The sequence below is a fragment of the Novacetimonas pomaceti genome (assembly GCF_003207955.1).
GTDB classification, from domain to species: domain Bacteria; phylum Pseudomonadota; class Alphaproteobacteria; order Acetobacterales; family Acetobacteraceae; genus Novacetimonas; species Novacetimonas pomaceti.
Genome location: NZ_NOXG01000001.1, coordinates 427,947 through 453,131 on the forward strand (window position 1 = coordinate 427,947; position 25,185 = coordinate 453,131).

Genomic DNA, 25,185 nt, shown 5'->3' on the forward strand with positions numbered 1-25,185 from the left:
TAATACAGGCGCGATGTTTCGTCGTCGCGTTTCAGAACGGGTTTTTCCTTTTCAGAGGTGCGAAGTGCCCGGACATGCATGCCGGCATACCCAAAAGGCACGGGATATCAGCGAACATTTCTGTATCATGCGTTCCGGGCCGGGAGACTTTTGTAGAAACAGATGAGAAGTTATTGTAAATCCGGCTGCATCAGGGAATGTCTTTTGCAGGTGGCTCCATCTTGTCGATAAAAATCGGGTTTCTTTTCAACCACGACAGTATCCATCAGATTTCACATACGGCGCCCATTATTTCCGAAATTGCCCGGATGGGGGGAAATGTTACCGTCATTGCATCCGGCAGGGCACAGATTGAACATCTGACAAAAATAATGGGCGATACAAGCGGTGTGGAACTTGTCCATATCGATATCGGTCGGGTTGCCAAGGCCGTCGATGTACTGGCCCGTCAAATCATTCCTTTCCGGCGTATTGCCAGTCTTCGGGAAAATCTGAAGCTGTTTTCCGGCTTTGACGCCCTGGTCGTGCCGGAGACGACCTCCGCATTGCTGAAAAGCCATTTCGGACTGAAACAGCTGAAGCTGATTTACCTGCCGCATGGGGCAGGGGACAGGTCCGTCGGGTTTCGTGATGTCACGCGCTTTTTCGATCTTGTCCTGCTGCCGGGTGCCAAGACCCGGGATCGCATGCTGGAGCGTAACCTCGTACGGCCTGACAATCATGCGGTTGTCGGGTACCCGAAATTCGACATTATCGACCTTGCGGATCGCAAGCGTTTTTTTGACAACGATCGTCCCACGGTCCTGTACAACCCGCATTTTGATCCGCGCCTGTCTTCATGGTGGGATATGGGCCTGCAGGTGCTGGAATGGTTTGCGCGGCAGGAGCAGTACAATCTGATTTTCGCGCCGCATATCATGCTGTTCCAGAAACGGTTCCATACATCGGTCGAACATCGCAAATTGCGGCGCAGGATAGACATACCGGAAAAATACCGGCATTTGCCCCATATCCGGATTGATGAGGGAAGCAGCCATTCGGTGGACATGTCCTATACCCGTTCGGCTGACATTTACCTCGGTGACGCCAGCAGCCAAGTTTATGAATGGATTTACCATCCACGCAGCTGCATTTTCCTGAATGGCCATGCCGCCCGATGGCAGGACAATCCCGATTATGCACATTGGGAACTGGGACAGGTCATCGACCGTGTCGCGGATCTGCCGGCAGCGCTTGAAAAAGCACGCACGCTGGACGAGGTTTTCAGAACCCGTCAGACAAGGGCCTTTGAACAGACCTTTTCCCTTCAGCCGGACAGAACATCCGCCCAAAGGGCGGCAGAGGCGATCATGTCCTTTCTCAGTTCCGGATCCGTCTCCCGGGACTTGGAGACTGTTTGAAAACAGTTCTTTGATAAAAAACGACAAAAGTTTCGGGTGCTGCCTTTTTTCAAAAAAGCCCTGCCTTACGAAGCTTTTTGCAAAAAGCTTCACCAAAAACTTTTATGATTTCAGGGTATTATCGGCCTGATCTTTTCAGACAGTTTCTTGAGGGACGGTCCTGAATCAGAACGGGCCTGACGCATGGTGCGACAGGCCCGTTCCGGATAATGCAGTCATTTCAGGAAAGCCGTCAGCTTCCCTGAAGTCCCCGCAGCACGTCGGCCGGACGGACCGGCATGTGGCGCAGGCGGACGCCCACCGCGTTAAAGATCGCATTGCCGATGGCCGGCCCCACGACCGTGGTCCCGGGCTCGCCCAGTCCCATTGGCTTTTCGGTGCTGGGCAGGAATTCGATATCCATTTCCGGCGTGTCCGCAATGCGGAGCGGGGTATAGGTGTTCAGGTTCCGGTCAACCGGCTGTCCGTTGACGATTTCCGTATTTTCAAACAGCACCATGCTCAGGCCCCACAGCGCGGCGCCTTCGGTCTGGGCGCGTGCGCCGTCGGGATCGACCACGGTGCCCGCATCCACGACAATCGTCAGCTTCTCACACCGCACCACGCCAGTGGCGCGGTCAACATGCACCTGCGCACAGCACGCGATCCATGTCGGCATGCCACGTTCCTGACCCGCCGTGGTGCAGATGCCCAGCGCCGTATCCTTGGGAAGCGTCTGCTTGCCCCAGTTCACCTTTTCCGCCAGACGACGCAGCACTGCGGCCTGCCGCAATGCGCCGCCGACCGCGTCGGGGGCCTCGCCCTTGTTGCGGCCTGTCGCCGTCAGCATGTCCAGGCGGAACTGAACCGGATCCTTTTTCTGGGCATGCGCGACCTCGTCGAGGAAGCATTCCACACCCCAGCTGGTCCAGCCCGGACTGACCGAACGCAGCCAGCCGGGACGGAAGGTCTTTTCCGCCAGGTCGTTGCGCAGCGCGCGTACACGGAACGCGCCGACTTCATACCAGTGATCGGCGCCCGCGATGGCGAACTGGTCATAAGGCACGTCATTCACGCCCTTGGACATGAACGCCTCGGCCATGACGCCCGTGGGCCAGCCTGCCGCCGCCTGGTAATCCATGGCGGTAATCTTGCTGGAGGCATCGAACGCCATGCGCACCCGCTGCACGGAAGGGGAGCGGAAGGAGTCGAACACCATGTCGTCCGAACGCGTCAGGATCAGCTTGACCGGCTTGCCACCCAGCGCCTTGGACGCCAGCGCGGCCGGGATCATGTAATCCCCGTTCAGGCGACGTCCAAAACCACCGCCCAGCAGGTAGCTGCGCAGCAGGACCTTGCTTTCGGGTACTTCCAGCGCCTTCGCCAGGGTCGGCAGGATCAGCGACTGCCACTGGTTGCCCGCATGGATTTCATAAACGCCGTCCTTGACGAAGGCGAGGGCATTCGTGGGCTCCAGCTGGTAATGCAGGACGGAGGCGCAGGTATATTCCTTGTCCATGACGGTATGGGCGGAGGAAAAGGCCGCATCCACCCCGTCATCGTTAAAGACGTAAACCCCGCCTTCCTTGTGGTTGATCAGTTCACGGCCGCGATCCTGGATGTCGCGTTCGCTGACATGCGCGGTCTCGCCGGGGATCCAGTCGACCTTCAGCGCGTCGGTCGCACGGATCGCAGCACTATAGCTGCTCGCCAGCACGACGACCCATCCCTGCACGACCTCGGAAGGATCCTCAATCTTCAGGTAACGGATGTATCCCTTGACCTTGCGCGCCTCTGTGTCATCGACCGAGCGCACCTTGGAGCCGTAACGGGTGGGCGGCATCTTGGGGCGCGCGTACACCATGCCTTCGACCTTCGCGTCGATGCCGTAAATGGCCTCGCCCGTGGTCTTGGAAGGAATGTCGAGCGCCTTCTTGAGCTCCGCATTGCCGATCAGGCGGCGTTCGCTGGCGGGCTTGAGCGGCAGCTTCGCCATTTCCTCCGGCGTGAAGGAATGGCTGGGGTGGCCCTGCGCCACGATGTCGCCAAAACTGATCTGCTTGCCATTGCTGGCCGAGACGATGCTCTGGCTGACGGTGCACTTGTCCGGCGTCGTGCCCAGCAGGCGCGCGGCTTCCTCCACCAGAGCGGTGCGCGTCGCCGCGCCCGCCTGGCGGAAGACATCCCACGTCATCCATACGGACCAGCTTCCGCCGGTGACCATCAGGCCCCACTTGGGATCGGTGTCAACGTAATTGATACGGACCTTTTCCCAGTCGGCTTCCATCTCGTCCGCGATGATGCGGGCAAGGGCTGAACCGATATGCTGGCCCATTTCCGCGCGGATGATGTTGACGGTAATTTCCCCATCCGGGGCGATCGAACACCAGATGGTGGGTTCGAACGCGCCTTCCCCGGGACCGGATTTATCAAGCGGGAAAATCTGATTGGCCGATGCCTGCCGGGCAAAGCCGAACATGACGCCAGCGCCAAGCGAGGTGACAAGGAAGCCGCGCCGGGAGAGGCCCTGTCCAGCGCCGGAACCCTTGCCGGTAAGAAAACGGTTCAGTCTACCCATTTGACGAATCTCCGCGTGCGGCTGCCGCGGCCTTCTTGATGGCCTCGCGTATGCGAATGTAGGTCATGCAGCGGCACAGGCTGCCGGCCATGACCGCATCGATTTCCTCATCCGTGGGGGAGGGATAATCCTTCAGCAGGCTGACGGCCTGCATGATCTGTCCGGACTGGCAGTAACCGCACTGGGGCACCTGCAATTCCCGCCAGGCGACCTGGACGGGGTGATTGCCTTCGGGATCGATCCCCTCGATCGTGGTGATGTCGGCACCTTCGGCGGCGCTGACGGGCGTGATGCACGAACGCGTGGCGCGACCGCCGATATGCACGGTGCATGCGCCGCACATGCCGATGCCACAGCCGAACTTCGTGCCGGTCAGGCCGACTTCGTCACGGATGACCCACAGCAGGGGGGTATCTTCCGGGACGTCAACGGTTACTTCCCGTCCATTGAGGTGAAAGGTCGTCATGTTCTAGCTCCGTCTTTCATCTCAATGCGAAGAGGCGACAGGAGAGGCAACCAGTGTCTTGCGGACATCAGCGGCTTTCTTCTCAAGGTCGGTCCAGGGTTTCAGGGTTGTCCGGGTGGCACGCAGATAGGCCGCCAGACGCGCCAGATCCGCATCGGAGAAGGAATGGTAGAAACTGGGCATCGAGACGGTGGAAATGCCTTCAGTCGTTCCAATCCCACGCAGGATCACCTGGAACAGGTTGGTCGGCTCATCCAGCCACAGCGCGTTGTTCAGCGCCAGGTCGGGGCGGCCTTCCACCGGCTGCGGGCCGGCGTTGGCATGGCACGCGGCGCACGCGCCGGCATACAGCCGCGCGTTCGGGTCCGTCTGCGGTCCCACCAGGTCACGCATGGAGGCCTTCATGGCCCACGCGATGGCCTGCGGATCCTGGCTGACGCGGCTGGAGGCCTTGTCGATATCCGCCAGGTAATGCGCGATCGCATGCACGTCGGATTCGGGCATTTCGCTCAGGCCGCCATGCACGACCGGCGACATCGGGCCGGCGGCGCTGCCATGCAGCGGGGCCGAGCCATAGCGCAGGTACTTGAAATATTCATCCTCGGTCCAGACGACCGGGGTGGGATTGTGTTCGTTAAGCGGCGGGGCGATCCAGTTGTCCACCGGCGCGCCATCATACGGGGCGCTGCTTTTTTCCGCGCCCATCGCGTTACGCGGCGTATGACATGCGGAGCAGTGGCTCAGCCCTTCGGCCAGGTAGGCGCCACGGTTCCATTCGGCATCCTTGGCCGAATTGTTCTTCAGCGGACCTTCATGCAGGAACAGAAGCTTCCAGCCGGCCTGTTCGAGGCGGATGTTGAAGGGGAAGGCGACCGTATTGTCGCGCTTGACCGAATGGACCGGCTCCCGCGTCATGAGGAAGGCATAGACATCGTCGATGTCCTGGTCCGTCATGTGCGTGAAATGGTCGAACGGGAAGGCAGGGAACAGTTGCGTTCCATCGCGCGAGATACCCTTGCGCATCGCACGCTTGAACGCCGCTTCGGACCAGTGGCCGATCCCGGTTTCGGGATCGGGCGTGATGTTGGAGGAGAAGATGGCGCCAAAAGGCGTGTCCATCTTGTAATCCCCCGCCAGTTCCACGCCACGCTTGCCGTCGGTGCGCGTATGGCACTCGGCACAGTAACCACCGGCCGCAAGGATGCGCCCATGCTCGATCTGGGCCTTGCTGAAGGCGGAGGGAGGAGGCGGAGCAACCGGAGCAATCTCCGGATACCACGCGTAAGCAAGGAATCCGACGCCTCCGGCGACACCGATTCCCACAATCGCTGCTGCAATGCGTTTAATCACGATGTTCTCGCGGTTGTGAAAGTCATCATATCACCCCGTATCATCCGCCCCGAGTTTCGGCGCTACGTCTTCAGAAACAACGAAATCGACGTGCTGTTGCACGTTGATCTCCGGCACCGGATCGGCGCTGACGCGTCATGGCGTCGCCCTCGCGGCGGACAGTAAGTCTTCTGTTTCCTAATCAAGGGCTTCCACCCAACGTAAGATGAAAACGCTGATAAGACTTATTTGGATTTTTAATCCCCATAGGAGAAAATCTGTAAAAGCCTGAATAAGTGGCGATTACAGGGGCCTGCTGGCGGATGGGGCACAGGGACGTGGGTTGGAAATAATCTTCCGCGAACCGTGTCTATATCCGCTTATATACAGACATGGCCCGACCGGTCAAGCCGGGGCGACACGAATGCCGCCCCGTTTTTTCCGCCAGATCTTATTCCGGCAGGCTGTAGGCCACCACGTAATCGCCCAGCTTCGTGCCGAACGATCCATGGCCGCCATCGGCCGTCACGATGAACTGCCGTCCATTGACGGAATAGCTCATGGGCGTGGACTGGCCCCCGGCGGGCAGGCGGTCCTGCCACAGCTGCTGTCCTGTCGTGACGTCATAGGCGCGGATGTAATAATCCAGCGTCGAGGTCAGGAATGCCACGCCACCGGCGGTGGTCAGCGGGCCGCCAAGGCTGGGCACGCCCATCTTGAACGGCAGCGGCAGCGGCGCGCTGTCACGGATCGTGCCATTGCGGTGCTTCCACACGATCTTGTTGGTGCGCAGGTCGATGCCAGACATATATCCCCATGCCGGCTGCTTGCACGGCAGGCCCAGCGGCGACAGGAACGGGTGCAGGTCAACGCCAAAGGGGGCGCCAAACTGGGGCTGCACGCCGCTTTCGCTGCCCGAGGGCAGGGATTTGTCAGGCGTCGCGGGATTGTTCGGGCCGCGCGGGATCAGGGTGGAGACGAACGGAATGGCGATCGGGTTGGCGATCGCGACCTGACGGACCGGATCAACCGCCAGGCCACCCCATTCGAACATGCCGAGATTGCCGGGGAAGACCAGCGTGCCCTGAAGCGAAGGCGGCGTGAACGGTCCTTCGTAACGCAGCTGGTGGAACATGATGCGGCAGATCAGCTGATCGAACATCGTGCCGCCCCACATGTCGGCATCCGTCAGGTTCTTCTTGGGACGGAAGGTAAGTTCGGAGAAGGGCTGCGTCGCCGACAGGTGGTCGCCCGGCGCGGCCCCCTGCGGGACCGGACGTTCGGGCGCGGGTACCACCAGCTTGCCATTGCGACGGTCCAGCACGAAAATGTTGCCGGTCTTGGCCGGTGCGTACAGGGTCGGGATGATTTCCCCTTCCGCATTGCGGATGTCCACAAGGCTGGGCTGGGAGGGGATGTCCATGTCCCACAGGTCATGATGGACGGTCTGGTAGCTCCAGGCCAGCTTTCCGGTGGAGGCATTCAGCGCGACGATGGAGCTGGCATAGCGTTCCGCATCGGCATTGCGGTTGCCGCCCCAGATGTCGGGGGTCTGGACGCCCATGGGGATGTAGACCAGGTCCAGTTTCGGGTCATAGGACGCCGTAATCCACGAATTGGGCGAATTCGGCACGAAATGATGCTGTTCGGAGGGCATTTCGTTGGGATCGGGGTTGCCCGGATCGAACGCCCATTTCAGTTCGCCCGTATTGACGTCGAAACCACGGGTCACGCCAGAGGGTTCGTTCGTGGAATAATTGTCCGTCACCGCGCCGGAAACGATGACCATGGTGTCCGTCACCACCGGCGGCGAGGTGGGTTCGTAAAAGCCCGCCGTCTTGACGGTCATGCCGTTCTTCAGGTCGATTTCGCCATCATTGCCAAAGCCATGGCACCGCTCCCCGCTATGGGCGTCAAGCGCGAACAGGCGTCCGTCGTTCGTGGGCAGGAAAATGCGCTGCGCGCATTCGGTGGGCGCGGCCGCATCGTCAGCTTTGGCCTCGTGATAGGAAACGCCACGGCAGGTCAGATGCTGGAAAGTGGGATTGTGGACGATTTTCGGGTCGAACTTCCACCGCAGCTTGCCGGTCGCCGCGTCCAGCGCGAACAGGATCTGGTGCGGGGAACAGAGATAGACCGTATCGCGGATCTTGATCGGCGTGACTTCATCCGTCGTTTCGCCCGGGTCACCCGGACCGCGCATGTCGCCGGTGCGGAAGGTCCATGCAACTTTCAGCTTGCTGACATTGGCGGGCGTAATCTGCCTGAGCGGGGAAAAGCGGTCCCCGAATTCCGTGCGGCCATAGGCCTGCCAGTCCTCGTCCGGCATTTCGCCCGCGTCGCCGGGCGTCGGGGCGTTCTGTGCCACGGGGGGCAGCGCGCCCGCGATGTCCTGCGGATCCTGCGTCAGGGCGACCACGACGACCACGATCGCCGCCACGACCGCGCCCCCGAGGGAGACACGACCGGCATTGCCCGGCGGCCCGAGGCGACGCGTCACCGCAGGCAGCAGGAGCAGGATGCCGATCGGGACAAGGATGTCACCGCGCGGTGCCAGCGCCCAGAAATCGAATCCGACCTCGCTGACCGCCCAGACCATCGTGCCGATCAGGAAGATCGCATAAACGATGAGTGCTTCCTGCCGACCACGCAGCAGCAGGAATGCCGTCACCAGCAGGGCGACCCCCGCGATCATGTAATAGAACGAGCCGCCCAGTAGACCCAGCCAGATGCCTCCTCCCAATACATAAAGGCCGGATATCGCGCATATGGCGATGGCGATCAGGAGGGTGGGCCCAAGGCGAGAAAATATATTCATAGTGTTCCTGAATTGAAGCGAAGCTGTGGCGAAAGACGGCTTTTTCAGGAGACAGCTTATAAAACGGGCCGGCGTCAAGAAGTTATTTCTGACAATGACGTGTCAGCGCCTTCCGCCATGCGGTGATGGCGGAAGGGCGGAAATGCGCGATGCTGCAGGCGGGAAAAGGAAAGTTATTCCGCCGCAAGGACGATATCAGCCAGCGTCCGGCGTGTTCCGTTCGTGCGGATCGACTGCCTGATCGTGCGGTAGTCACGGACGAAATCTTCGGAATCCGCCAGTCCCCAACCGGCAAACACCGACATCCTGAGCCCCGCGTTCACGTCGGGATCAAGGGCAAGGGCCCGGTCGTCCGCCGACAGGTGCGGTTCCGTCACCGTATAGGCCGCGCCGCTGTCGTCATGCCCGCGCAGATATTCCAGATAGCATGCGATCAGGAATGCGATGCGGACGGGATTATGATGTCGCGCCAGCACGCCCATCGCGGTTTCGCGCACGAACATCTGCAGCTTTGACGTGCTGTCGGAGGCGATGCGCAGCAGCTGGTCGCTGATGGCGCGATTGCGGAAGCGCCGCAGTAGAAGCGCGCCATACTCATGCAGCGCCATGCCCGGAGGCGCCGTCAGCAGCGGTTCCGCGTCATATCCCAGATACCGTTCCACCAGCGCGATTTCGTTCACGTCTTCCATGATGTCGCTGACGATACGGTATCCCGACAGCACACCCGACAGTCCCAGAAGCGAATGGGAGGCGTTGAGCATCCGCAGCTTCACTTCCTCATAGGGATGGACGTTATCGGTGAACTGCACGCCAACCGCATCGAATTCGGGACGCCCGGCGCAGAATTTGTCTTCGATGACCCACTGGATGAAATCCTCGCAGAACACGGGGATCCGGTCATCCAGCCCGCTGGCGGCATCCAGCCGGCGAACATCGTCGGGGTGTACCGCGGGCGTGATACGGTCAACCATGGTGCAGGGGAAGGTCACGTTCTCTTCCATCCACTGGGCCAGCGCCGCGTCGCGGGCTTTTGCCCATGTCAGGACGGCGGTGCGCGCGACATGGCCGTTCTGCGGCAGGTTGTCGCACGACAGGATGGTGAACGGGCCGATGCCCCGGTCGCGCCGCAGGCGCAGTGCCTCGGTCAGCACGCCAAAGGCGGTCTGGGGCACCGCACGCTTCAGGTCCTCGGCGATGAAGGGCAGGTCGAGCGGAAAGTGACCGTTTTCATCGACATAATACCCGCCCTCGGTAATCGTCATGCTGACGATCCGGATCTCTGGCGCGGCCAGCCGTTCGATCACGGCGGCGCGGTCTGCGGGGCCATAGACATATTCGATGATGGAGCCGATGACACGGACCGTATCGGGGGCGTCAGGGGCGCATTCGGTCAGGGAATAAAGGCAGTCCTGCGCCTTCATCGCGTCCGCCTTGGCTTTTTCGGACGGGCTTTCCATCAGGCCGATCCCGACGATGCCCCAGTCGGACTGTCCCGGCCGCGCCAGGATGTGATCCACATAGACCGCCTCATGCGCGCGATGGAAATTGCCAACGCTCAGATGCGCGATCCCCGGCGTGACTTTCGCACGGTCATAGGAGGGAATGGCGATGTTCGGCGGCAGATGGGGCAGGGACGTAGTATTGAGTGCGGTCATGACCAGTTTCCACGGCAAGGTATTTCCGACGCCTAGATCAGAAACAGGCAGGGATACAACCCGTGAAAACCGGAGGTCAGCAGTGGGTTCTGGGCAGGGGAGGGCGCATTGGCTCTTTTTTGCGTGATGGAGCCGGCCAGAGCCTGCCGATATTGACCATGACGAAGTATTTCAACGCTTTGCAGTCAGCCCGATGGCGTGATCAGGATGGCGACGCGGGAGAATCCGGCCTCCGCATCGCGGGAGGCTGCCCGCCGGCCGTGGCGTGGCGCGTGAACCGGCGGGCCGTCACGTATTGCCCCACGCATTCCTGTATTGGTCCTATGGTCTGGTCCGGCCGGATTCAGGCAGGCCCGGACCACAGGATGATGCAGCGTTCCTCAGGCGGCGAGGCCGCCGTCAACGGTCAGGGCCGCGCCCGTGATGTTGTCGCTCTCCGGCCGGGCGAGGAAGGACGCCATGGCCGCGATGTCGCCGGGCTTGCCATATTCCGGCACGCACAGGAAACCCCGCAGCATGTCCGCCGCCGCGCCATCGGCGGGGTTCATGTCCGTGTCGATGGGGCCGGGCTGGATCACATTGACGGTAATGCCATCGGGTCCCAGGTCGCGGGCAAGGCCGCGCGCGAAGCCGGTAAGGGCGGCCTTGGTGGCGCTATAGAGCGAAATGCCGGGGAAGGGCGCGCGTTCGCCGAATGTGGAGCCGATGAAGATGATCCGGCCGCCGCGCGGCATGTGCCTGACCGCCGCGATCGTCTCCAGCATGACGGCGCGCACGTTCAGCCCCAGCGTCGCGTCAACCTGCTGCGCCGTCATGTCGCGCACCCTGGCATAGGGATAGATGCCGGCATTGCACACCAGCACATCCAGCCGCCCGAAATCGCGGGCCACCTGCCCGATCAGGTCCTCCGCCGCATTGGCGCCTTCGCCCGCGCGATAGGCCCGCGCCGTGCGGCCCGTGGCGGCGATGCGCTCTACCGTCTGTTCCGCCGCCGCCGCGTTGCGGGCATAGGAAATCGCGATGTCGAAGCCGTCGCGCGCCAGGGATTCGGCAATGCTTGCGCCAATTCCGCGGCTGCCGCCTGTTACCAGTGCCACACGTGCTGTCATGGTCGGTTGCTCCCGTATCTGTCCGTTATTGTCGCGTTGCCGATCCTCCTTAATATCTTGTCGGGGCCGAGACAACGCGACATTGGCCGATCAGGGCTTGATTGCCGTCGCGGCGTTGTCTATAGGCAGCGATGTTCGCGCGTCCGGGCCTGATCAAGGGCATGCCCGGCCGCAATGTCATGTTTGCGTTCCGCCGTCCCCCGGGGCGTGGCGGAATGTGAAAAATCGATTGGAGATGAAAATGCCCAAGATGAAGACCAAGTCGTCGGTCAAGAAGCGGTTCAAGATCACCGCGACCGGCAAGGTGCTGGCTGGCCCCGGCAACAAGCGTCACGGCCTTATCAACCGTTCGCAGAAGATGAAGCGCACCAACCGCGGTTCGCAGACGCTGACGGAAATGGATGGTCGCACTGTGAAGCAGTGGGCGCCCTACGGGCTGGCATAAGGAGCATCTGACATATGGCACGCGTCAAGCGGGGCGTTACCTCACACGCCCGTCACAAGAAGGTTCTGGAACTCTCCAAGGGGTACCGGGGCCGGTCTTCCACCAATTACCGCATCGCGCTCGAACGGCTGGAAAAAGCCCTTCGCTATGCCTATCGCGATCGCCGCAACAAGAAGCGTGAATTCCGCGCCCTGTGGATCCAGCGCATCAATGCCGCCGTGCGCGAGCATGGCCTGACCTACAGCCGTTTCATCAATGGCCTGGACAAGGCAGGGATCGAGATCGACCGCAAGGTGCTGGCCGCCATTGCTTATGACGATGCCGCGACCTTCGCCGAAATCGTCAAGAAGGCGCAGGCCGCTCTGGCCTGAACCTGCTCTCCACCCCGTGTGGTGACAGGTCCGCGAAACGGGTCGTCCTGCCGGGCGGCCCGTTTTGTTTTTAGTTCAGGTGCGTTCCGGCCCGCGACAGTGCGCATTGTCGGTCCCACCCCAAGTAATCCAGTGACCGGCATGGCCGCCATGTGTCAAATGCGCCTCGGCCAGCCTGTCAGGTGAGCCTGTGCGAGGTAGCATGAGTGACGATCTCGAAACCCTGAAGCAAGACACCCTCAGTGCGCTGGCGGCAGCGTCCGACCTGCGGGCATGGGACGAAGTGCGCGTCGCGACGATGGGCAAGTCGGGACGCCTGACCGGCCTGCTGAAGGGGCTGGGCCGGATGTCGCCGGAGGAGCGCAGGCTCCGTGGGGGCGCCCTGAACCGCCTGCGCGACGAACTGTCGCGCGTGATCGCCGAACGCGGGCAGGAGCTGGAGGCACAGGCCCTCAACGCGCGGCTTGCCGCCGAACGGGTCGACGTCACGCTGCCTGCCGCCCCGCAGCCCGAAGGCACGCTCCATCCGATCACCCGCACGATCGAGGAAATGAGCGCGATTTTCGGGGCGATGGGATTCAAGGTCGCCGAAGGCCCGGATATCGAAACCGACTGGCACAATTTCGCCGCCCTCAATACGCCCGCCCATCATCCGGCCCGCACGGACCAGGATACCTTCTACCTCCCGCGTGAGGAGGGGCAGGAGGCCGAGCGCGTGCTGCGCACCCAGACATCGGGCGTGCAGATCCGCACCATGCTGTCGCATGAACCGCCCATCCGCATCATCGCGCCGGGCCGTACCTATCGCGCCGATCATGACGCCACCCATTCCCCCATGTTCCATCAGTGCGAGGGACTGGTGATCGACCGTGGCATCACGCTGGGCCACCTCAAGGGCTGCCTGTCGGATTTCCTGCGCGCGTTCTTTGCGCAGCCCGACCTGCCGGTGCGTTTCCGTGCCTCCTACTTCCCGTTCACCGAACCGTCGATGGAGGTCGATATCGGCTGGTCGCGCAAGACGGGGCAGATCGGCGCGGGCAGCGACTGGCTGGAGGTTCTGGGCTCCGGCATGGTGCATCCCCGCGTGCTGGCCAACTGTGGCCTTGACCCGCGTGAGTGGCAGGGATTTGCGTTCGGCATGGGGGTCGAACGGCTGACCATGCTGCGTCATGGCATTCCCGACCTGCGCTCCTTTTACGACAGCGACGTGCGCTGGCTGCGCCATTACGGGACCAGCCCCCTGTCACCCGCCCTGCTGCATGAAGGTCTGTGATTGATGAAGTTCTCACTGTCATGGTTGCGTGAACATCTGGAAACCACGGCAACCGTCGAAGAAATCTGCGCGCGGCTGAACACGATCGGGCTGGAGGTCGAGGGGGTCGAGGACCGGGGCGCGGTCCTTGCGCCATTCCGCACCGCGCGGATCCTCAGCGCGGAACAGCATCCCAATGCCGACCGCCTGCGGGTATGCCAGGTCGATGCCGGCGAAGGGTTCGAACGCGTGCAGGTCGTCTGTGGCGCGCCCAATGCGCGGGCGGGCCTGTCGGTCATCTTTGCCCCGCCGGGCACATGGATCCCCGGCAGCGACATCACCATCAAGGCGGGCAAGATCCGGGGCGAGACGAGCGGCGGCATGCTGTGTTCGCTGCGTGAACTGGGACTTGGCCAGGAAACGGGCGGCATTGCCGAACTGCCGGACGGGACGGTCGTGGGACAGTCCTATGCCCTGTTCGCGGACATGGACGATCCCGTCATCGAAATCGCGATTACCCCCAACCGGGGCGACGCCCTGGCCACTCGCGGCATCGCGCGTGACCTTGCCGCCGCCGGGATGGGGGAACTCAGGCCGTGGCTGGCGGAAACGGTGGAGGGCACCTTCGCCTCCGCGCTGACATGGGCGGATACCTTCCCCGAGGCCTGTCCCTGGGTGCTGGGCCGGACGATCCGTGGGGTGCGCAACGGCCCCAGCCCGGAATGGCTGCAGCGACGGCTGGAATCGGTCGGTCTGCGCCCGATTTCCGCGCTGGTGGACATCACCAATTACTTTGCCTTCGACCTGGGGCGTCCGCTGCATGTATTCGACGTGGCGAAGGTGGGCGGAAACGTCCTGACCGTCTGCCGTGGCGCGGGCGAGACGCTGCGGACGCTGGATGGCGGCGAACATGTCATGACGGTCGATGACTGCGTGATCGCCGATGCGAACGGCGTGCAGTCGCTGGCCGGGATCATGGGGGGCGAGGCGACGGGCGTCAGCGAGACGACAACGGACGTGTTTGTCGAATGCGCCCTGTTCGAGCCCGTGCATATCGCGCTGAGCGGCCGGCGCCACAACCTTCACTCCGACGCGCGCCAGCGTTTCGAGCGCGGGGTGGATCAGGCCCTGCCTCCCGCCGCGCTGGAGGCCGCGACCCGCATGATCATCGATCTGTGCGGGGGCGAGGCCAGCGAGGTGGTCTCCGCCGGGGCGCCGCCCGCGTGGCAGCGCGACGCGCGGCTGCGCTTTGAACGCATCGCGACGCTGGGCGGCCTGACGGTCGCGCCGGACGTGGCGGTGACCTCCCTCGAACGGCTGGGGTTCGATGTCCGCAGCCGCGACGCGCAACAGGTCGTCGTCGGCGTGCCGTCATGGCGCAATGACATCGCAACGCCGATCGTCCTGGACCAGGCGCGCGACCTGCCCCCCGAACAGGCGGAACGCGCGGCGCAGGGCGTCAGGGCGGTGGATGCCGAAGTGGACCTGATCGAGGAAGTCCTGCGCCTGCAGGGCATGGACGCCATTCCCGCGGTTTCGCTGCCGCCACTCTCCGCCGTGCCGGTCGCGGCCCTGACGTCGGCGCAGGCGCGCGTTGCCGCCACGCGCCGGCAGCTTGCCGCGCGTGGCCTGCTGGAGACGGTCGGCTTCTCCTTCGTGTCCTACGAACAGGCATCGGCCTTTGGGGAGACGCCCGAAAGCCTGCGCCTGCTCAACCCGATCGCGGTTGACCTTGACCAGATGCGGCCCACGCCACTGGTGAACCTGCTCAATGCCGTGCATCACAACGCGGCGCGCGGTTATCCCGACCTCGGCCTGTTTGAAATCGGGGCGGGATTTGGCGCCGGCGGACAGCGCCAGATCGTGGCGGGCATCCGCAGCGGCCATTCGCCGCGCCTGCCCGCGCACCCGGCGACGCCCGTGGACCTGTGGGCGGCCAAGGCGGATATCCTTGAGGCGCTGCGCGTGGCGGGCGCGTCGATGGAGGGGCTGAGCATCACCGCCGATGCGCCATCGCATTACCATCCCGGCCGGTCGGGCACCGTGCGGCAGGGGCCGCGACTGGTGCTGGGATATTTCGGGCAGGTGCATCCCGCCCTGCTGGCCGAACGTGGCATCGACCTGCCGGTGGTGGGGTTCGAGGCCTTTATCGAGGATGTTCCCGAACCCAAGCGCCGTCGCCGCGCGCCGCCCAACCTGTCGCCGTTCCAGCCGCTGCATCGCGACTTCGCCTTCATCGTCGCGCGTGACGTTCCGGCGGAACAGCTGCTGCGCGCCGTCAGGGGCGCGGAACGCAACCTGATTTCGGCGGTCAGCCTGTTCGATGTCTATGAAGGCGACAAGATCCCCGAAGGGCACAAGTCGCTGGGGATCGAGATCACCATCCAGCCTGTCGAGCGCAACATGACAGACGCGGATATCGAGGCGGTATGCGCGCGCGTGATTGCGGCGGCGAAGAAAACCTGCAATGCGGATCTGCGTGGCTGAATGCCGTAACGCGACGGGGCGCGTGTCCCGTCGCGCCTGCGTCAGGGAGAATATTCAATTGCGCGCCATACAGGGATGGATCGGAACGGGACTGGCCATAACGCTCGTGGCGCATGGCGGCATGGCCCGTGCCACCGAAATCACGGGGGCGGGGTCCAGCTTTGGCGCGCCGATTTACGGGGCGTGGGGGGAAGATGCCGCGCGGGATCTGGGCGTCACCCTGAATTACCAGACGATCGGTTCCGGCGCGGGCCAGAACCAGGTGCGTGCCCGCACCGTCGATTTTGGCGCGTCCGACGCCCCCATGTCCGCAACGGCGCTGGAGGCGGCGCATCTGGCGCAGTTCCCCACGGTGATGGGGGCGATCGTGCCGGTGGTCAACCTGCCGGGGGTGGCCGATGGCCGGCTTCATCTGACCGGCGCGCTGCTGGCGCAGATCTATGGCGGTGAAATCACGTCATGGAATGACGCCCGTATCGCCGCCGTCAATCCGGGCCTTGCCCTGCCGGATATCCCGGTCGCGCCCGTGCGGCGGGCGGACGGGTCGGGCACGACCTTCGTCTTTACGTCCTACCTGTCGCTGTCATGGCCGGCATGGAAGGCGCAGGAAGGGGCGGGTACCTCGATCCAGTGGCCGGTGGGCGAGGGCGCGCGGGGAAATGACGGGATCGCGGCCGCCGTGCGCAATACCGAAGGCAGCATCGGCTATCTTGAATATGCCTATGCCGTTGGAAACCACATGGCCATGGTGGAAATGCGCAACAGCCATGGCGAAGATGTCGCCGCCAGCAGCGACAGTTTCGAGGCCGCCGCCCGTTCCGCGAAATGGGATGCAGGCATCGCCCGCCATGTCGACGTGCTGGACGCGGCGGGGCAGGGCGCATGGCCGATCATGGCGGCCACCTATGTCCTGATCCCGACCGACCCCACGGATCGTGTCCGGGGCCGGGCGGTCAGGGATTTCTTCGCATGGGCGTTCGCCAGGGGGGATGAAACCGCACGCAGGTTGCAGTACGTCCCCCTGCCCGAAGAGGTGAAGACCGGGATCGTGGGGTTCCTGAAACAGGAATAGGACGGGATCCCCTGCCCGTAACCCCGATGCCCCCGGTTTCAAGGAAGACGCGCCAATGACATCATCCGCCACCATGCGCGCCCGTCGTGACGTCGGCGCGCGGACCATCTGGATCCTGGCGGGGGAGGCGAGTGGCGACGTGCTGGGCGCGCGCCTGATGCGCGAGCTGCGGCGGCGCGACCCGGCCCTGACATTTGTCGGGGTTGGGGGCGCGCGGATGGAGGCCGCCGGACTGCGAAGCGAATTTCCCATGCGCGACCTTGCGGTCATGGGACTGGTGGAGGTCCTGCCGCGCCTGCGTTTCCTGTCACGGCGGCTGGATCAGGCCGTGGCCCATATCCGGGCCATCCGTCCCGACCTGATCGTCACCATCGACAGTCCCGGTTTTGCACTGCGGCTTTTGCGGCGGGTGGCGTCGCTGTCGATCCCGCGCGTCCATTACGTGGCACCGCAGGTATGGGCGTGGCGTGAACGCAGGGTGCTGAAATTCCCCGGCCTGTGGGAACGCATGCTGTGCCTGCTGCCGTTCGAGCCCGGCTTTTTCGCGCGACATGGGGTGGAGGGACGCTTTGTCGGGCATCCCGTCGTTCAGTCCGGGGCCGATCAGGGCGATGGCGCGGCGTTCCGTGCGCGCCATGGCATCGCGCCCGATGCGCCAGTGCTGATCCTGATGCCCGGCAGCCGCCGTTCGGAAGCGCCAAGGCTGCTGCCGGTCTTTGGCGAGACGTTGGGGATATTACGCACGCTTTGCCCCGACATCGTGCCGGTGGTGCCCGTCGCGCCCGTCATTGCCGACACCATTCGCAAGGGGGTTGCGGACTGGCCCATCCAGCCGGTTGTCGTGACCGACCTGCAGGAAAAGCACGATGCCTTCGCCGCCGCGGGCGCGGCGCTGACCAAGTCGGGCACGTCCACGCTGGAACTGGCGCTTGCCGGGGTTCCGATGGCCGTGACCTATCGCGTCAATGCCGTCACGGCCGCGATCGCGCGACGGCTGATACGGGTGCCATATGTCGCGATGGTAAACCTGCTGGCGGGCCATCGGCTTGTACCCGAACTGCTGCAGGAACGCTGCCGCGCGGACCTGCTGGCCCACACGATCATGCGGCTGCTGACGGACGGGCACAGCGCCGCGATGCAGAAGGCCGGCTTCCAGCAGGTTATCGCGACACTGCATGGGCCGCAGGGCGATCCCACCGCCGCCGCCGCGCAGGAGATCCTCGACCTCCTGCCCCGGCGGGATCCGTCCCCGGCAGGGACAGGACGTGGCTAGTCACCACGCCTGCCCTGTGGATTATTGCGCGTTAGGCGTTTTTGAGGGCTGGGGGCTTCCTTCGGGCGGAACCGGGACGGAGGGCGGGGCCGTCTGCCCGGTGCTGTTGCCGTCCGGCTGCTCCGGCGTTTCCACCTGTGCGTTCACAAGGGCCCGGACCTCGGAAATCACCATGTATCCTCCCAGCACGATGGTCAGGAGAATCGTCAGGATGATCCAGGCCAGTTTGGAACGGGGATCCTGTTCGGGAGGAAGATCGGCGGCCATGCGGGTCTCTTTTCTGCGGCTCTGGTGGGCGGCGACTGCTCAGGTGCGTTTATACAGTTCGTCCGCCCCGACAAGCGGCTGTGAAATCTCCACCAGTCCTTCGGGACGCATGGCATTGAAGAAACAGCTGCGCCGGCCAGTATGGCACGCGACACCCTTTTGATCCACCAGCAGCAGGACCGCATCGCGGTCGCAGTCCAGCCGCGCGTCAATCAGCGTCTGGACCTGTCCCGACGTTTCCCCCTTGCGCCATAACTTGTTGCGGCTGCGGGAAAAATAGCACACGCGACCGTTGCGGAGCGTTTCGGTCAGGGCCTCGGCATTCATCCATGCCAGCATGAGGACCTCGCCCGTGTCATGCTGCTGGGCGATGGCGGCGATCAGACCGTCGCTGTTGAAACGGACCTGTTCGACCATGCGGGCGCAGGTCGCGGCATCGGGGGGGAGATAGGGCATGGGGTCGGTCAATCCGGTCGGTTGAACATGTCGGACATGAAGTTCCGACATGCCCGCCCCGTCGCGGAATGTCTAGCTTTCTTCGCCCGCCTTCTGGGGCAGGGTGAACCACTGCGGCACCCGCACCGTCAGGGGATGCCCCCCCGCCGTCAGGCCGGTGTCGTGGATATGCGTGCTGCGGATCATGGCCATGCCCGCCTGATCGCGCGAGGAGCGGATATGGCCGACTTCGTGTTCCCCATGCATGATCGGCGTTCCGGGTTCGGGAAGGTCGCGCGTTCCGTCTATCGGCAGGAGATGCCGCCGCACCAGCCCGCGATAGCGCGTGCGTGCCGTCAGTTCCTGGCCCATGTAACAGCCCTTGGTCCACGATATGCCGTTGAGCTGATCGAAATTGGCCTCCAGCAGCAGGGTCTTTCCTGATTCGCAATCGCGCACGCCATCCGGCAGGCCCAGCATCAGGCGATGGCGGTCGTAATCGACTTCGTCGGCTGTCGTATCCGTGGCGGGATGTCCCCGCAGGCTGCGCCACCCGGCAGCAGGCAGGCGCGGGTCCATGCTGGTGGGAAAGTCCCCGCTCGTGGGGGCGGCGCCATCCCAGCCCGCATGCACGGCATAACCGGTGTCGCCCACGTCCACGTCGGCCCGCAGGCGATAGCGTGACAGGCGCTGGCGCAGCATGTCCGCCTGCGATGCGTCGCAATCCAGCAGCAGCCGTTCCCCCTGCGGGTCAGCGAATACGAAAAAATCGGCCAGCCACTTGCCCTGCGCCGAGAGGAAGCCGGTCCAGACCGCCTGTTCCGGCGTGACGGCCGTCATGTCATTGGACACAAGTCCCTGCAGGAAGGAAACCCGGTCCCGCCCCGAGACAGCCAGCACCGCACGGCCCGGCAGATACGCAAACTTACCCATGTCGCCACTGTGGGCACAGCGGCGTCGGCGGGCAAGGGGGATAACGGAGATTTGGCATCATCGTCCAAGACGCATATGCACATTCGGATGCGTATCCTGTTCATTACATCGACGCGGCTGGGTGACGCCGTGATTTCGACCGGGCTGCTGGATCACCTGCTGCACCGTTATCCGCAGGCACGGTTCACCATCGTCTGCGGCCCCGTCGCCGCGGGCCTGTTCGCGCACATGCCGCGACGTGAACGCACCATCGTCATGACCAAGCGGCCTTATGACATGCACTGGGTGGCGCTGTGGCGCGACTGCGTAAGGACGCGGTGGGACCTGTGTGTCGACCTGCGCGGTTCGGTGATCCCGTTCCTGATCCGCACCTCCGCACGGCGGGTCATGCGTGGTGGCAGGCGTCCCGGCCCGCGCGTAACCCATCTGGCGCGGGTGCTGGGCCTGACGGATACGCCGATGCCCGTGGTCTGGACCAGTACAGCGGAACGTGCGGAGGCCCGCGCCCTGCTGCCGGACGGGGAGGGGCCATGGATCGCCCTGGCGCCGACCGCGAACTGGTCGGGCAAGGTCTGGCCCGCCGATCGATTTGTTGCCTTCTGGCATGATTTTGTCGCGCGGCACGGACCGGCGCGTCCTGTCATCCTGTATGGTCCCGGCGCCACGGAACGCCAGATGGCCGCCCGGGTGCTGGATGCCCTTCCCGATGCGCTTGATACCGGGGGAAGCCTGAGCATCACGCAGGTGGCGGCGCTGCTGCAGCGGTGCGCGCTGTTCATAGGTAACGATTCGGGCCTGATGCACCTGTCCGCCGCCGCCGGGACGCCGACGCTGGGCCTGTTCGGTCCGAGCCGCGTTGACGAATACGCCCCATGCGGGCGCCGGGCCGCGCAGGTCGTGGCCCCCGGTCCGGCCGGCCACGCCGACATGAAGGATCTGGAGGTTGGCGTCGTGGTGCAGGCAGCATCGGATCTGCTGTCACATCATTGAAAAATGGGATGAAAACCGGAATTTTCTTGCCGCGCGACCCGGGTGGGAGGAAACCTGCCCCGCGATTGCCATGACGCTGCTATAGGCGTGCTGGCCGCAGCCAATTTCTGGACAAGGAATCTCACGATGACCATGCGCGGCAGTTTCATGATCCTGTATGGAGCCGCCATCATGACAGGCCTGGCCGTGCCCGACAGGGCGGTACAGGCGCAGCCCGCGGACTGGAAGCCGAAATCATGTGGCGCGGCCCCGGTCGCGCCAAAGGTGGATGCAACGGATGTCCGCCATTTCAATGCCAGCGTCGATCGTGTCAACGCCTATGAAAAGGCGGCCCGTGCCTATGTCGCCTGCGCGTCTGGCGCATCCAGCAGGGAACAGTCCGCCATCAGCGCGGACGCCACCGCGCGCATGCATCGCGTCCATGATGGCGCGGCGCGGATACAAAAGCAGGTTTCCGACGAATTTTCCCACCTGTCGGCGGAAATGAAAAAGGGCCACGACCATCTGGCGACACAGTAGGGCCGCCTGGCCCCTCGAACCGTCCGGCACCGAATCCGGACATCTGGCGTCGATCCGCCGCGCGGTCCATGTAAGCGCAACGGTGCCGCATGGCGGGGCATGCCTGTTGCATGTCCGGTAATGCGGGTTTGCTGTCGCTGGACAGGACGGGTATGGTCTGGCCTTCATGACAGGGATCTCGTCCCGGCGGGACGGCTGCCGTGCATCGTGCGTGGCAGGAAGCGGAGAGCGGGTTAAACGTGGCTGACGACATCTTCAGGGAAGTCGATGAGGAAATGCGCGCCGAACGGCTGCGTGCATTGGCGCGACGGTACATGATTCTGGCGGGCGTTATCGTTGCGGTGATCTGTATCGGCGGTGGCGCATGGCAATATAACGCCTGGCGGGTGCAGCAGGCGGATCAGGCCAGCGCGGATGCGTATTTCGCCGCGCTCAGGAACGCCACGGCGTCGCATGCGCCCGACGGGCAGGCCACCCCCCTGAACGACCAGCAGAAAACGGCCCTGACGCAGCTGGCAGCCCTTGAAAAGACCGCGCGGCCGCCATTGCGCGCGCTGTCGCGGATGGAACGCGCGGCGCTTCTGGCCAACAGCGGCGACACGGCGCAGGCGCTTGCCCTGTGGGCGCAGGTGAACGAGGACAGGGCGGCAGACCCCACCATCAGTTCGCTGGCGGGCCTGTTGTGGGTCCAGCACCAGCTCGACACGGCGGACCCCGCGATGCTGCGTTCGCGGCTGGCGCTGCTTGATGGGGCGCAGCAGCCGTGGCATGGCCTGGCGCTGGAGTGCGAGGCACTGCTTGACCTGCGACAGGGGCACGAGCAGGACGCGCGTGGCCGCCTGCAGCGGCTGAGCATGGACATGAACGTGTCCGACGGGGTGCGCACCCGTGCCGACGGGCTGCTGCAGGCGCTGGGGAATGACAATGCCGGGGGATAGGACGTTTTCCGATACGGCGCATCCCCACCATCCGACAGGCATGAACGCAATGAAAAAGACCCTGACACGCCGTCGCACCCTTCTGGGGGCCGCGCTGTTGCCGCTTCTGGCTGAATGTTCCGGAAGCGAACCGAAAAAGAAGCCGCTGCTGATCGGCAGGCGGACGGATGTCCTCAGCGGGGGGGCGGGCCTGACGGTCGACAGCGACGAAACCGCCGCCGTTACGGTGCCCGCGGCCACCCCGGTGACCGCATGGCCGCAGCCGGGCCTGACGCCGGGGCATGTCGGCATGAACGTCGCGTGGGCGGGCAACATGCAGCACCGCTGGACCCATCGCATCGGGGCGGGCAATTCGGAACCGGAATTCCTGTCCTATGTCGCGCTGGGCAAAACGGGGCGTGGCATGATCCAGTCGCCCCCGGTGGTGCAGAACGGCCGCCTGTTTGTCATGGATGCCCAGGGCGTCATCCATGCCTTTCACTGGCCCGCGATGCACAAGGCATGGGAATACAACCCCCGTCCCAAGAAGCTGCTGTCCAACAATATCGGCGGCGGCATCAGCGTGGATGGCGATACCCTGTATGTCGTGGACGGCATCGGCCAGGCGCTTGCCCTCGATGTGCAGAAGGGCAAGCTGAAATGGCGCCTGCAGCTGGAAACGCCGGGCCGTTCCGCGCCGACCATCGCCAACGGCTGCCTGTTCTTTGGCACCATTGACGAAAAGCTGTTTGCCGTGAATGCACAGACCGGCGACGTGCTGTGGACCTATACCGCGACGTCGGCCGACACCGTCATCGCCGGACAGCCCGCGCCCGCCGTGGTCGATGGCGTGGTGCTGGCGGGTTTCGGGTCGGGCGACCTGGTGGCGCTGCGTGCCGAGGGTGGCGAGGTCGTGTGGGCCGACACGCTTGCCAGCACCAACGGGCAGAGCGCGCTGATCGATTTTTCATGCGTGCATGGCATGCCGGTCATCAGCAATGGCACGGCCTATGCCATCAGTACCGGCTCGGTTCTTGTCGCGATCGACATGCGGTCGGGGCGGCGGCTGTGGGAACGCGCGATTTCGGGGCAGAATACGCCCGTGGTGATCGGGGACTGGATATTCCTCCTGTCCATGGAGGAACAGCTGGCGTGCCTGGACCGGGTGTCGGGGCATGTGCGCTGGATCACGCAGCTGCGCCAGTATGAAAACAGCCTCAAGCAGAAACGCGGCGTCGTATGGAACGGACCTTTCCTGGCGGGGGGGAAGCTGGTCTGCATTTCCAGCCTGCCGCAGAACGGCGTTGTCATCGTCGATCCCGCGCTGGGACATATCATGTCGCTGCATACGCTGCCGGATGTTGTCACCGTGACGCCGATTATCGTTGACGGGCTGATGCTTCTGCTCAACAACAACGGCGGCCTGATGGCCTATAGTTGAGAAAGTTTCCGTCGTGACCTCATCATTTCCGCCCGATCCGGGGCACGACCTGCCCGTCGTGGTCATTGCCGGCCGCCCCAATGTGGGCAAGTCGACAATATTCAACCGTCTGGTCGGTCGCAGGCAGGCGCTGGTCGCCGATACGCCGGGCGTGACACGCGACCGCAAGGAAAGCGAGGCCGTTGTCCGTGGCAGGCGCATCCGCCTGATCGATACGGCCGGGCTGGAAGAAGCCGCGCCCGACACCCTGTTCGGCCGCATGCGCGCATCGTCCGAATCCGCCGTGGGCATGGCGGATCTGGTGTTGTTCTGCGTGGACGCGCGCGCGGGCATTACCCCCGCGGATGAACATTTCGCCGCGTGGCTGCGCCGTCAGGGGCGTCCCGTGCTTGTCCTTGCCAACAAGGCGGAAGGACGCCAGGGGGCCGCCGCCGCGATGGAGGCGTTCTCCCTCGGGCTTGGCGCGCCGCTGGCGATCTCGGCCGAGCATGGGGAGGGGCTTGCGGACCTGATGGGCGAAATCGCCGATCGCATTCCCGCCGGCCCGTCGCAGGCCCGCCGCGCCCCAAGGCGCAGGGAGGAGCGTGAAGAGGGGGAAGAGGAAGACACCCGTCCCCCCGGTCCGCTGCGCCTTGCGATCGTGGGGCGTCCGAACGCGGGCAAGTCCACGCTGCTGAACCGCCTGCTGGGCGAGGAGCGGATGATTACCGGCCCCGAGCCGGGGCTGACGCGCGATTCCGTCTCCGTCATGCTGCATGATGACGAAGGGCCGATCCAGCTTGTCGATACGGCCGGCCTGCGGCGCAAGGCCCGCATTGACGAGACATTGGAGAAGATGTCCGTCTCCGCCTCGATCGAGGCGCTTAAGATGGCGGAAGTCGTCATCCTGACGCTGGATGCGACGCTGGGCGTGCATGAGCAGGACCTGCAGATCGCGCGACTGATCGAGCGGGAAGGCCGCTGCTGCGTCCTTGCCCTGAACAAATGGGACGCGGTCACGGATCGCAATGTCACGCGGCAGGCCATCCGCGACCGTATCGAAACCTCGTTGAGCCAGATGCGCGGCATTCCGGTCGTGGCGTTTTCCGCGATGACGGGGGCGGGCGTCAACAAGCTGCTGCCGACGGTGCGCCGCGCCTATGAGGTATGGAACCGTCGCGTGCCGACTGGCGAGCTGAACCGCTGGTTCGAGATGATGGTGTCGCGTCATCCGCCGCCGCTGGTGCAGGGACGGCGGCTGAAGCTGCGTTACATCACGCAGGCGAAATCGCGCCCGCCGACCTTCATCCTGTTCGGGACGCGCACCGAACAGATGCCCGAGGATTACCAGAGGTACCTGGTCAATGGCCTGCGGGAGGAATTCGACCTGCCGGGCACGCCCATCCGCCTTCTGCTGCGGGGGTCGAACAACCCCTACGCGCCCAGATGATGTCAGCAGGGGCGGGATGG

At 64.0% G+C, this 25,185-nt stretch carries 22 protein-coding genes; 12 read left to right on the forward strand and 10 right to left on the reverse strand.

The genetic code is table 11. The features are described 5' to 3' along the window. Positions 1 to 371 precede the first annotated feature (371 nt). Positions 372 to 1,400, forward strand: a complete 1,029-nt coding sequence (locus CFR71_RS02030) for a hypothetical protein (RefSeq protein WP_239020221.1) — start codon at positions 372 to 374, stop codon at positions 1,398 to 1,400. 232 nt (positions 1,401 to 1,632) lie between these two features. Here the strand turns inward: CFR71_RS02030 and CFR71_RS02035 are convergent, their stop codons facing one another. The 7 genes from CFR71_RS02035 to CFR71_RS02060 all read right to left on the reverse strand — a co-directional run bounded on the left by CFR71_RS02035 (position 1,633) and on the right by CFR71_RS02060 (position 11,334). Next, the gene (locus CFR71_RS02035) at positions 1,633 to 3,957 is read right to left on the reverse strand and encodes a xanthine dehydrogenase family protein molybdopterin-binding subunit (protein ID WP_110526368.1); all 2,325 of its coding nucleotides are present in this window, start codon (positions 3,955 to 3,957) and stop codon (positions 1,633 to 1,635) included. Next, the gene (locus CFR71_RS02040) at positions 3,950 to 4,423 is read right to left on the reverse strand and encodes a (2Fe-2S)-binding protein (RefSeq protein ID WP_110526372.1); all 474 of its coding nucleotides are present in this window, start codon (positions 4,421 to 4,423) and stop codon (positions 3,950 to 3,952) included. The genes CFR71_RS02035 and CFR71_RS02040 overlap by 8 nt, the downstream gene beginning before the upstream one ends. A gap of 21 nt (positions 4,424 to 4,444) precedes the next feature. Then, positions 4,445 to 5,773, reverse strand: coding sequence for a cytochrome c (locus CFR71_RS02045; protein ID WP_110526375.1), 1,329 nt, complete (start codon positions 5,771 to 5,773; stop codon positions 4,445 to 4,447). 430 nt (positions 5,774 to 6,203) lie between these two features. Continuing rightward, positions 6,204 to 8,570, reverse strand: coding sequence for a glucose/quinate/shikimate family membrane-bound PQQ-dependent dehydrogenase (locus CFR71_RS02050; protein ID WP_110526378.1), 2,367 nt, complete (start codon positions 8,568 to 8,570; stop codon positions 6,204 to 6,206). Between the two features lie 173 nt (positions 8,571 to 8,743). Then, the gene (locus tag CFR71_RS02055; RefSeq protein ID WP_110526381.1) at positions 8,744 to 10,225 is read right to left on the reverse strand and encodes a mannitol dehydrogenase family protein; all 1,482 of its coding nucleotides are present in this window, start codon (positions 10,223 to 10,225) and stop codon (positions 8,744 to 8,746) included. Between the two features lie 185 nt (positions 10,226 to 10,410). After that, positions 10,411 to 10,533, reverse strand: a complete 123-nt coding sequence (locus tag CFR71_RS17105; RefSeq protein ID WP_275405101.1) for a hypothetical protein — start codon at positions 10,531 to 10,533, stop codon at positions 10,411 to 10,413. Between the two features lie 72 nt (positions 10,534 to 10,605). Next, positions 10,606 to 11,334, reverse strand: coding sequence for an SDR family NAD(P)-dependent oxidoreductase (locus tag CFR71_RS02060; protein WP_110526384.1), 729 nt, complete (start codon positions 11,332 to 11,334; stop codon positions 10,606 to 10,608). 241 nt (positions 11,335 to 11,575) lie between these two features. On the opposite strand from CFR71_RS02060, the gene rpmI reads away from it, so the two are divergent. The 6 genes from rpmI (at position 11,576) to lpxB (ending at position 18,234) form a co-directional block, all read left to right on the forward strand. Further along, entirely contained in the window at positions 11,576 to 11,779 is a 204-nt protein-coding gene (gene rpmI / locus CFR71_RS02065; protein ID WP_012554749.1) for a 50S ribosomal protein L35, read from the forward strand. Positions 11,780 to 11,793: 14 nt separating this feature from the next. Then, positions 11,794 to 12,150: a 50S ribosomal protein L20 gene (gene rplT / locus CFR71_RS02070; RefSeq protein ID WP_110526387.1), complete on the forward strand. Its 357-nt coding sequence runs from the start codon at positions 11,794 to 11,796 to the stop codon at positions 12,148 to 12,150. 202 nt (positions 12,151 to 12,352) lie between these two features. Further along, positions 12,353 to 13,423 (forward strand): phenylalanine--tRNA ligase subunit alpha, encoded by a 1,071-nt coding sequence (gene pheS, locus CFR71_RS02075; protein ID WP_110526390.1) that lies wholly within the window; start codon positions 12,353 to 12,355, stop codon positions 13,421 to 13,423. Positions 13,424 to 13,426: 3 nt separating this feature from the next. Continuing rightward, on the forward strand, positions 13,427 to 15,889 hold the full coding sequence (pheT, locus tag CFR71_RS02080) for a phenylalanine--tRNA ligase subunit beta (RefSeq protein ID WP_110526630.1): 2,463 nt from the start codon (positions 13,427 to 13,429) through the stop codon (positions 15,887 to 15,889). 121 nt (positions 15,890 to 16,010) lie between these two features. Further along, a complete protein-coding gene (gene pstS, locus CFR71_RS02085; protein WP_165832022.1) occupies positions 16,011 to 16,961 on the forward strand; it encodes a phosphate ABC transporter substrate-binding protein PstS in 951 nt (316 codons plus the stop codon). A gap of 55 nt (positions 16,962 to 17,016) precedes the next feature. Continuing rightward, positions 17,017 to 18,234: a lipid-A-disaccharide synthase gene (gene lpxB / locus CFR71_RS02090; RefSeq protein WP_239020222.1), complete on the forward strand. Its 1,218-nt coding sequence runs from the start codon at positions 17,017 to 17,019 to the stop codon at positions 18,232 to 18,234. Positions 18,235 to 18,255: 21 nt separating this feature from the next. Here lpxB and CFR71_RS02095 read toward each other — a convergent pair whose 3' ends face one another. The 3 genes from CFR71_RS02095 to ygfZ form a co-directional block, all read right to left on the reverse strand. Next, positions 18,256 to 18,501, reverse strand: a complete 246-nt coding sequence (locus CFR71_RS02095; protein WP_110526396.1) for a hypothetical protein — start codon at positions 18,499 to 18,501, stop codon at positions 18,256 to 18,258. A gap of 39 nt (positions 18,502 to 18,540) precedes the next feature. Then, positions 18,541 to 18,957 (reverse strand): phosphoribosyl-AMP cyclohydrolase, encoded by a 417-nt coding sequence (gene hisI / locus CFR71_RS02100; protein ID WP_110526399.1) that lies wholly within the window; start codon positions 18,955 to 18,957, stop codon positions 18,541 to 18,543. Between the two features lie 72 nt (positions 18,958 to 19,029). Further along, on the reverse strand, positions 19,030 to 19,869 hold the full coding sequence (gene ygfZ / locus CFR71_RS02105; RefSeq protein WP_110526402.1) for a CAF17-like 4Fe-4S cluster assembly/insertion protein YgfZ: 840 nt from the start codon (positions 19,867 to 19,869) through the stop codon (positions 19,030 to 19,032). Between the two features lie 87 nt (positions 19,870 to 19,956). Between ygfZ and CFR71_RS02110 the strand changes: the two genes are divergently transcribed. The 5 genes from CFR71_RS02110 to der all read left to right on the forward strand — a co-directional run bounded on the left by CFR71_RS02110 (position 19,957) and on the right by der (position 25,165). Beyond that, positions 19,957 to 20,859: a glycosyltransferase family 9 protein gene (locus tag CFR71_RS02110; RefSeq protein ID WP_110526634.1), complete on the forward strand. Its 903-nt coding sequence runs from the start codon at positions 19,957 to 19,959 to the stop codon at positions 20,857 to 20,859. Between the two features lie 126 nt (positions 20,860 to 20,985). Next, on the forward strand, positions 20,986 to 21,378 hold the full coding sequence (locus CFR71_RS02115; protein WP_133251084.1) for a hypothetical protein: 393 nt from the start codon (positions 20,986 to 20,988) through the stop codon (positions 21,376 to 21,378). Positions 21,379 to 21,617: 239 nt separating this feature from the next. Beyond that, on the forward strand, positions 21,618 to 22,316 hold the full coding sequence (locus CFR71_RS02120; RefSeq protein ID WP_110526636.1) for a tetratricopeptide repeat protein: 699 nt from the start codon (positions 21,618 to 21,620) through the stop codon (positions 22,314 to 22,316). 49 nt (positions 22,317 to 22,365) lie between these two features. Next, positions 22,366 to 23,736 (forward strand): PQQ-binding-like beta-propeller repeat protein, encoded by a 1,371-nt coding sequence (locus CFR71_RS02125; RefSeq protein ID WP_110526638.1) that lies wholly within the window; start codon positions 22,366 to 22,368, stop codon positions 23,734 to 23,736. Positions 23,737 to 23,749: 13 nt separating this feature from the next. Next, positions 23,750 to 25,165 (forward strand): ribosome biogenesis GTPase Der, encoded by a 1,416-nt coding sequence (der, locus tag CFR71_RS02130; RefSeq protein WP_110526408.1) that lies wholly within the window; start codon positions 23,750 to 23,752, stop codon positions 25,163 to 25,165. Positions 25,166 to 25,185 lie beyond the last annotated feature (20 nt).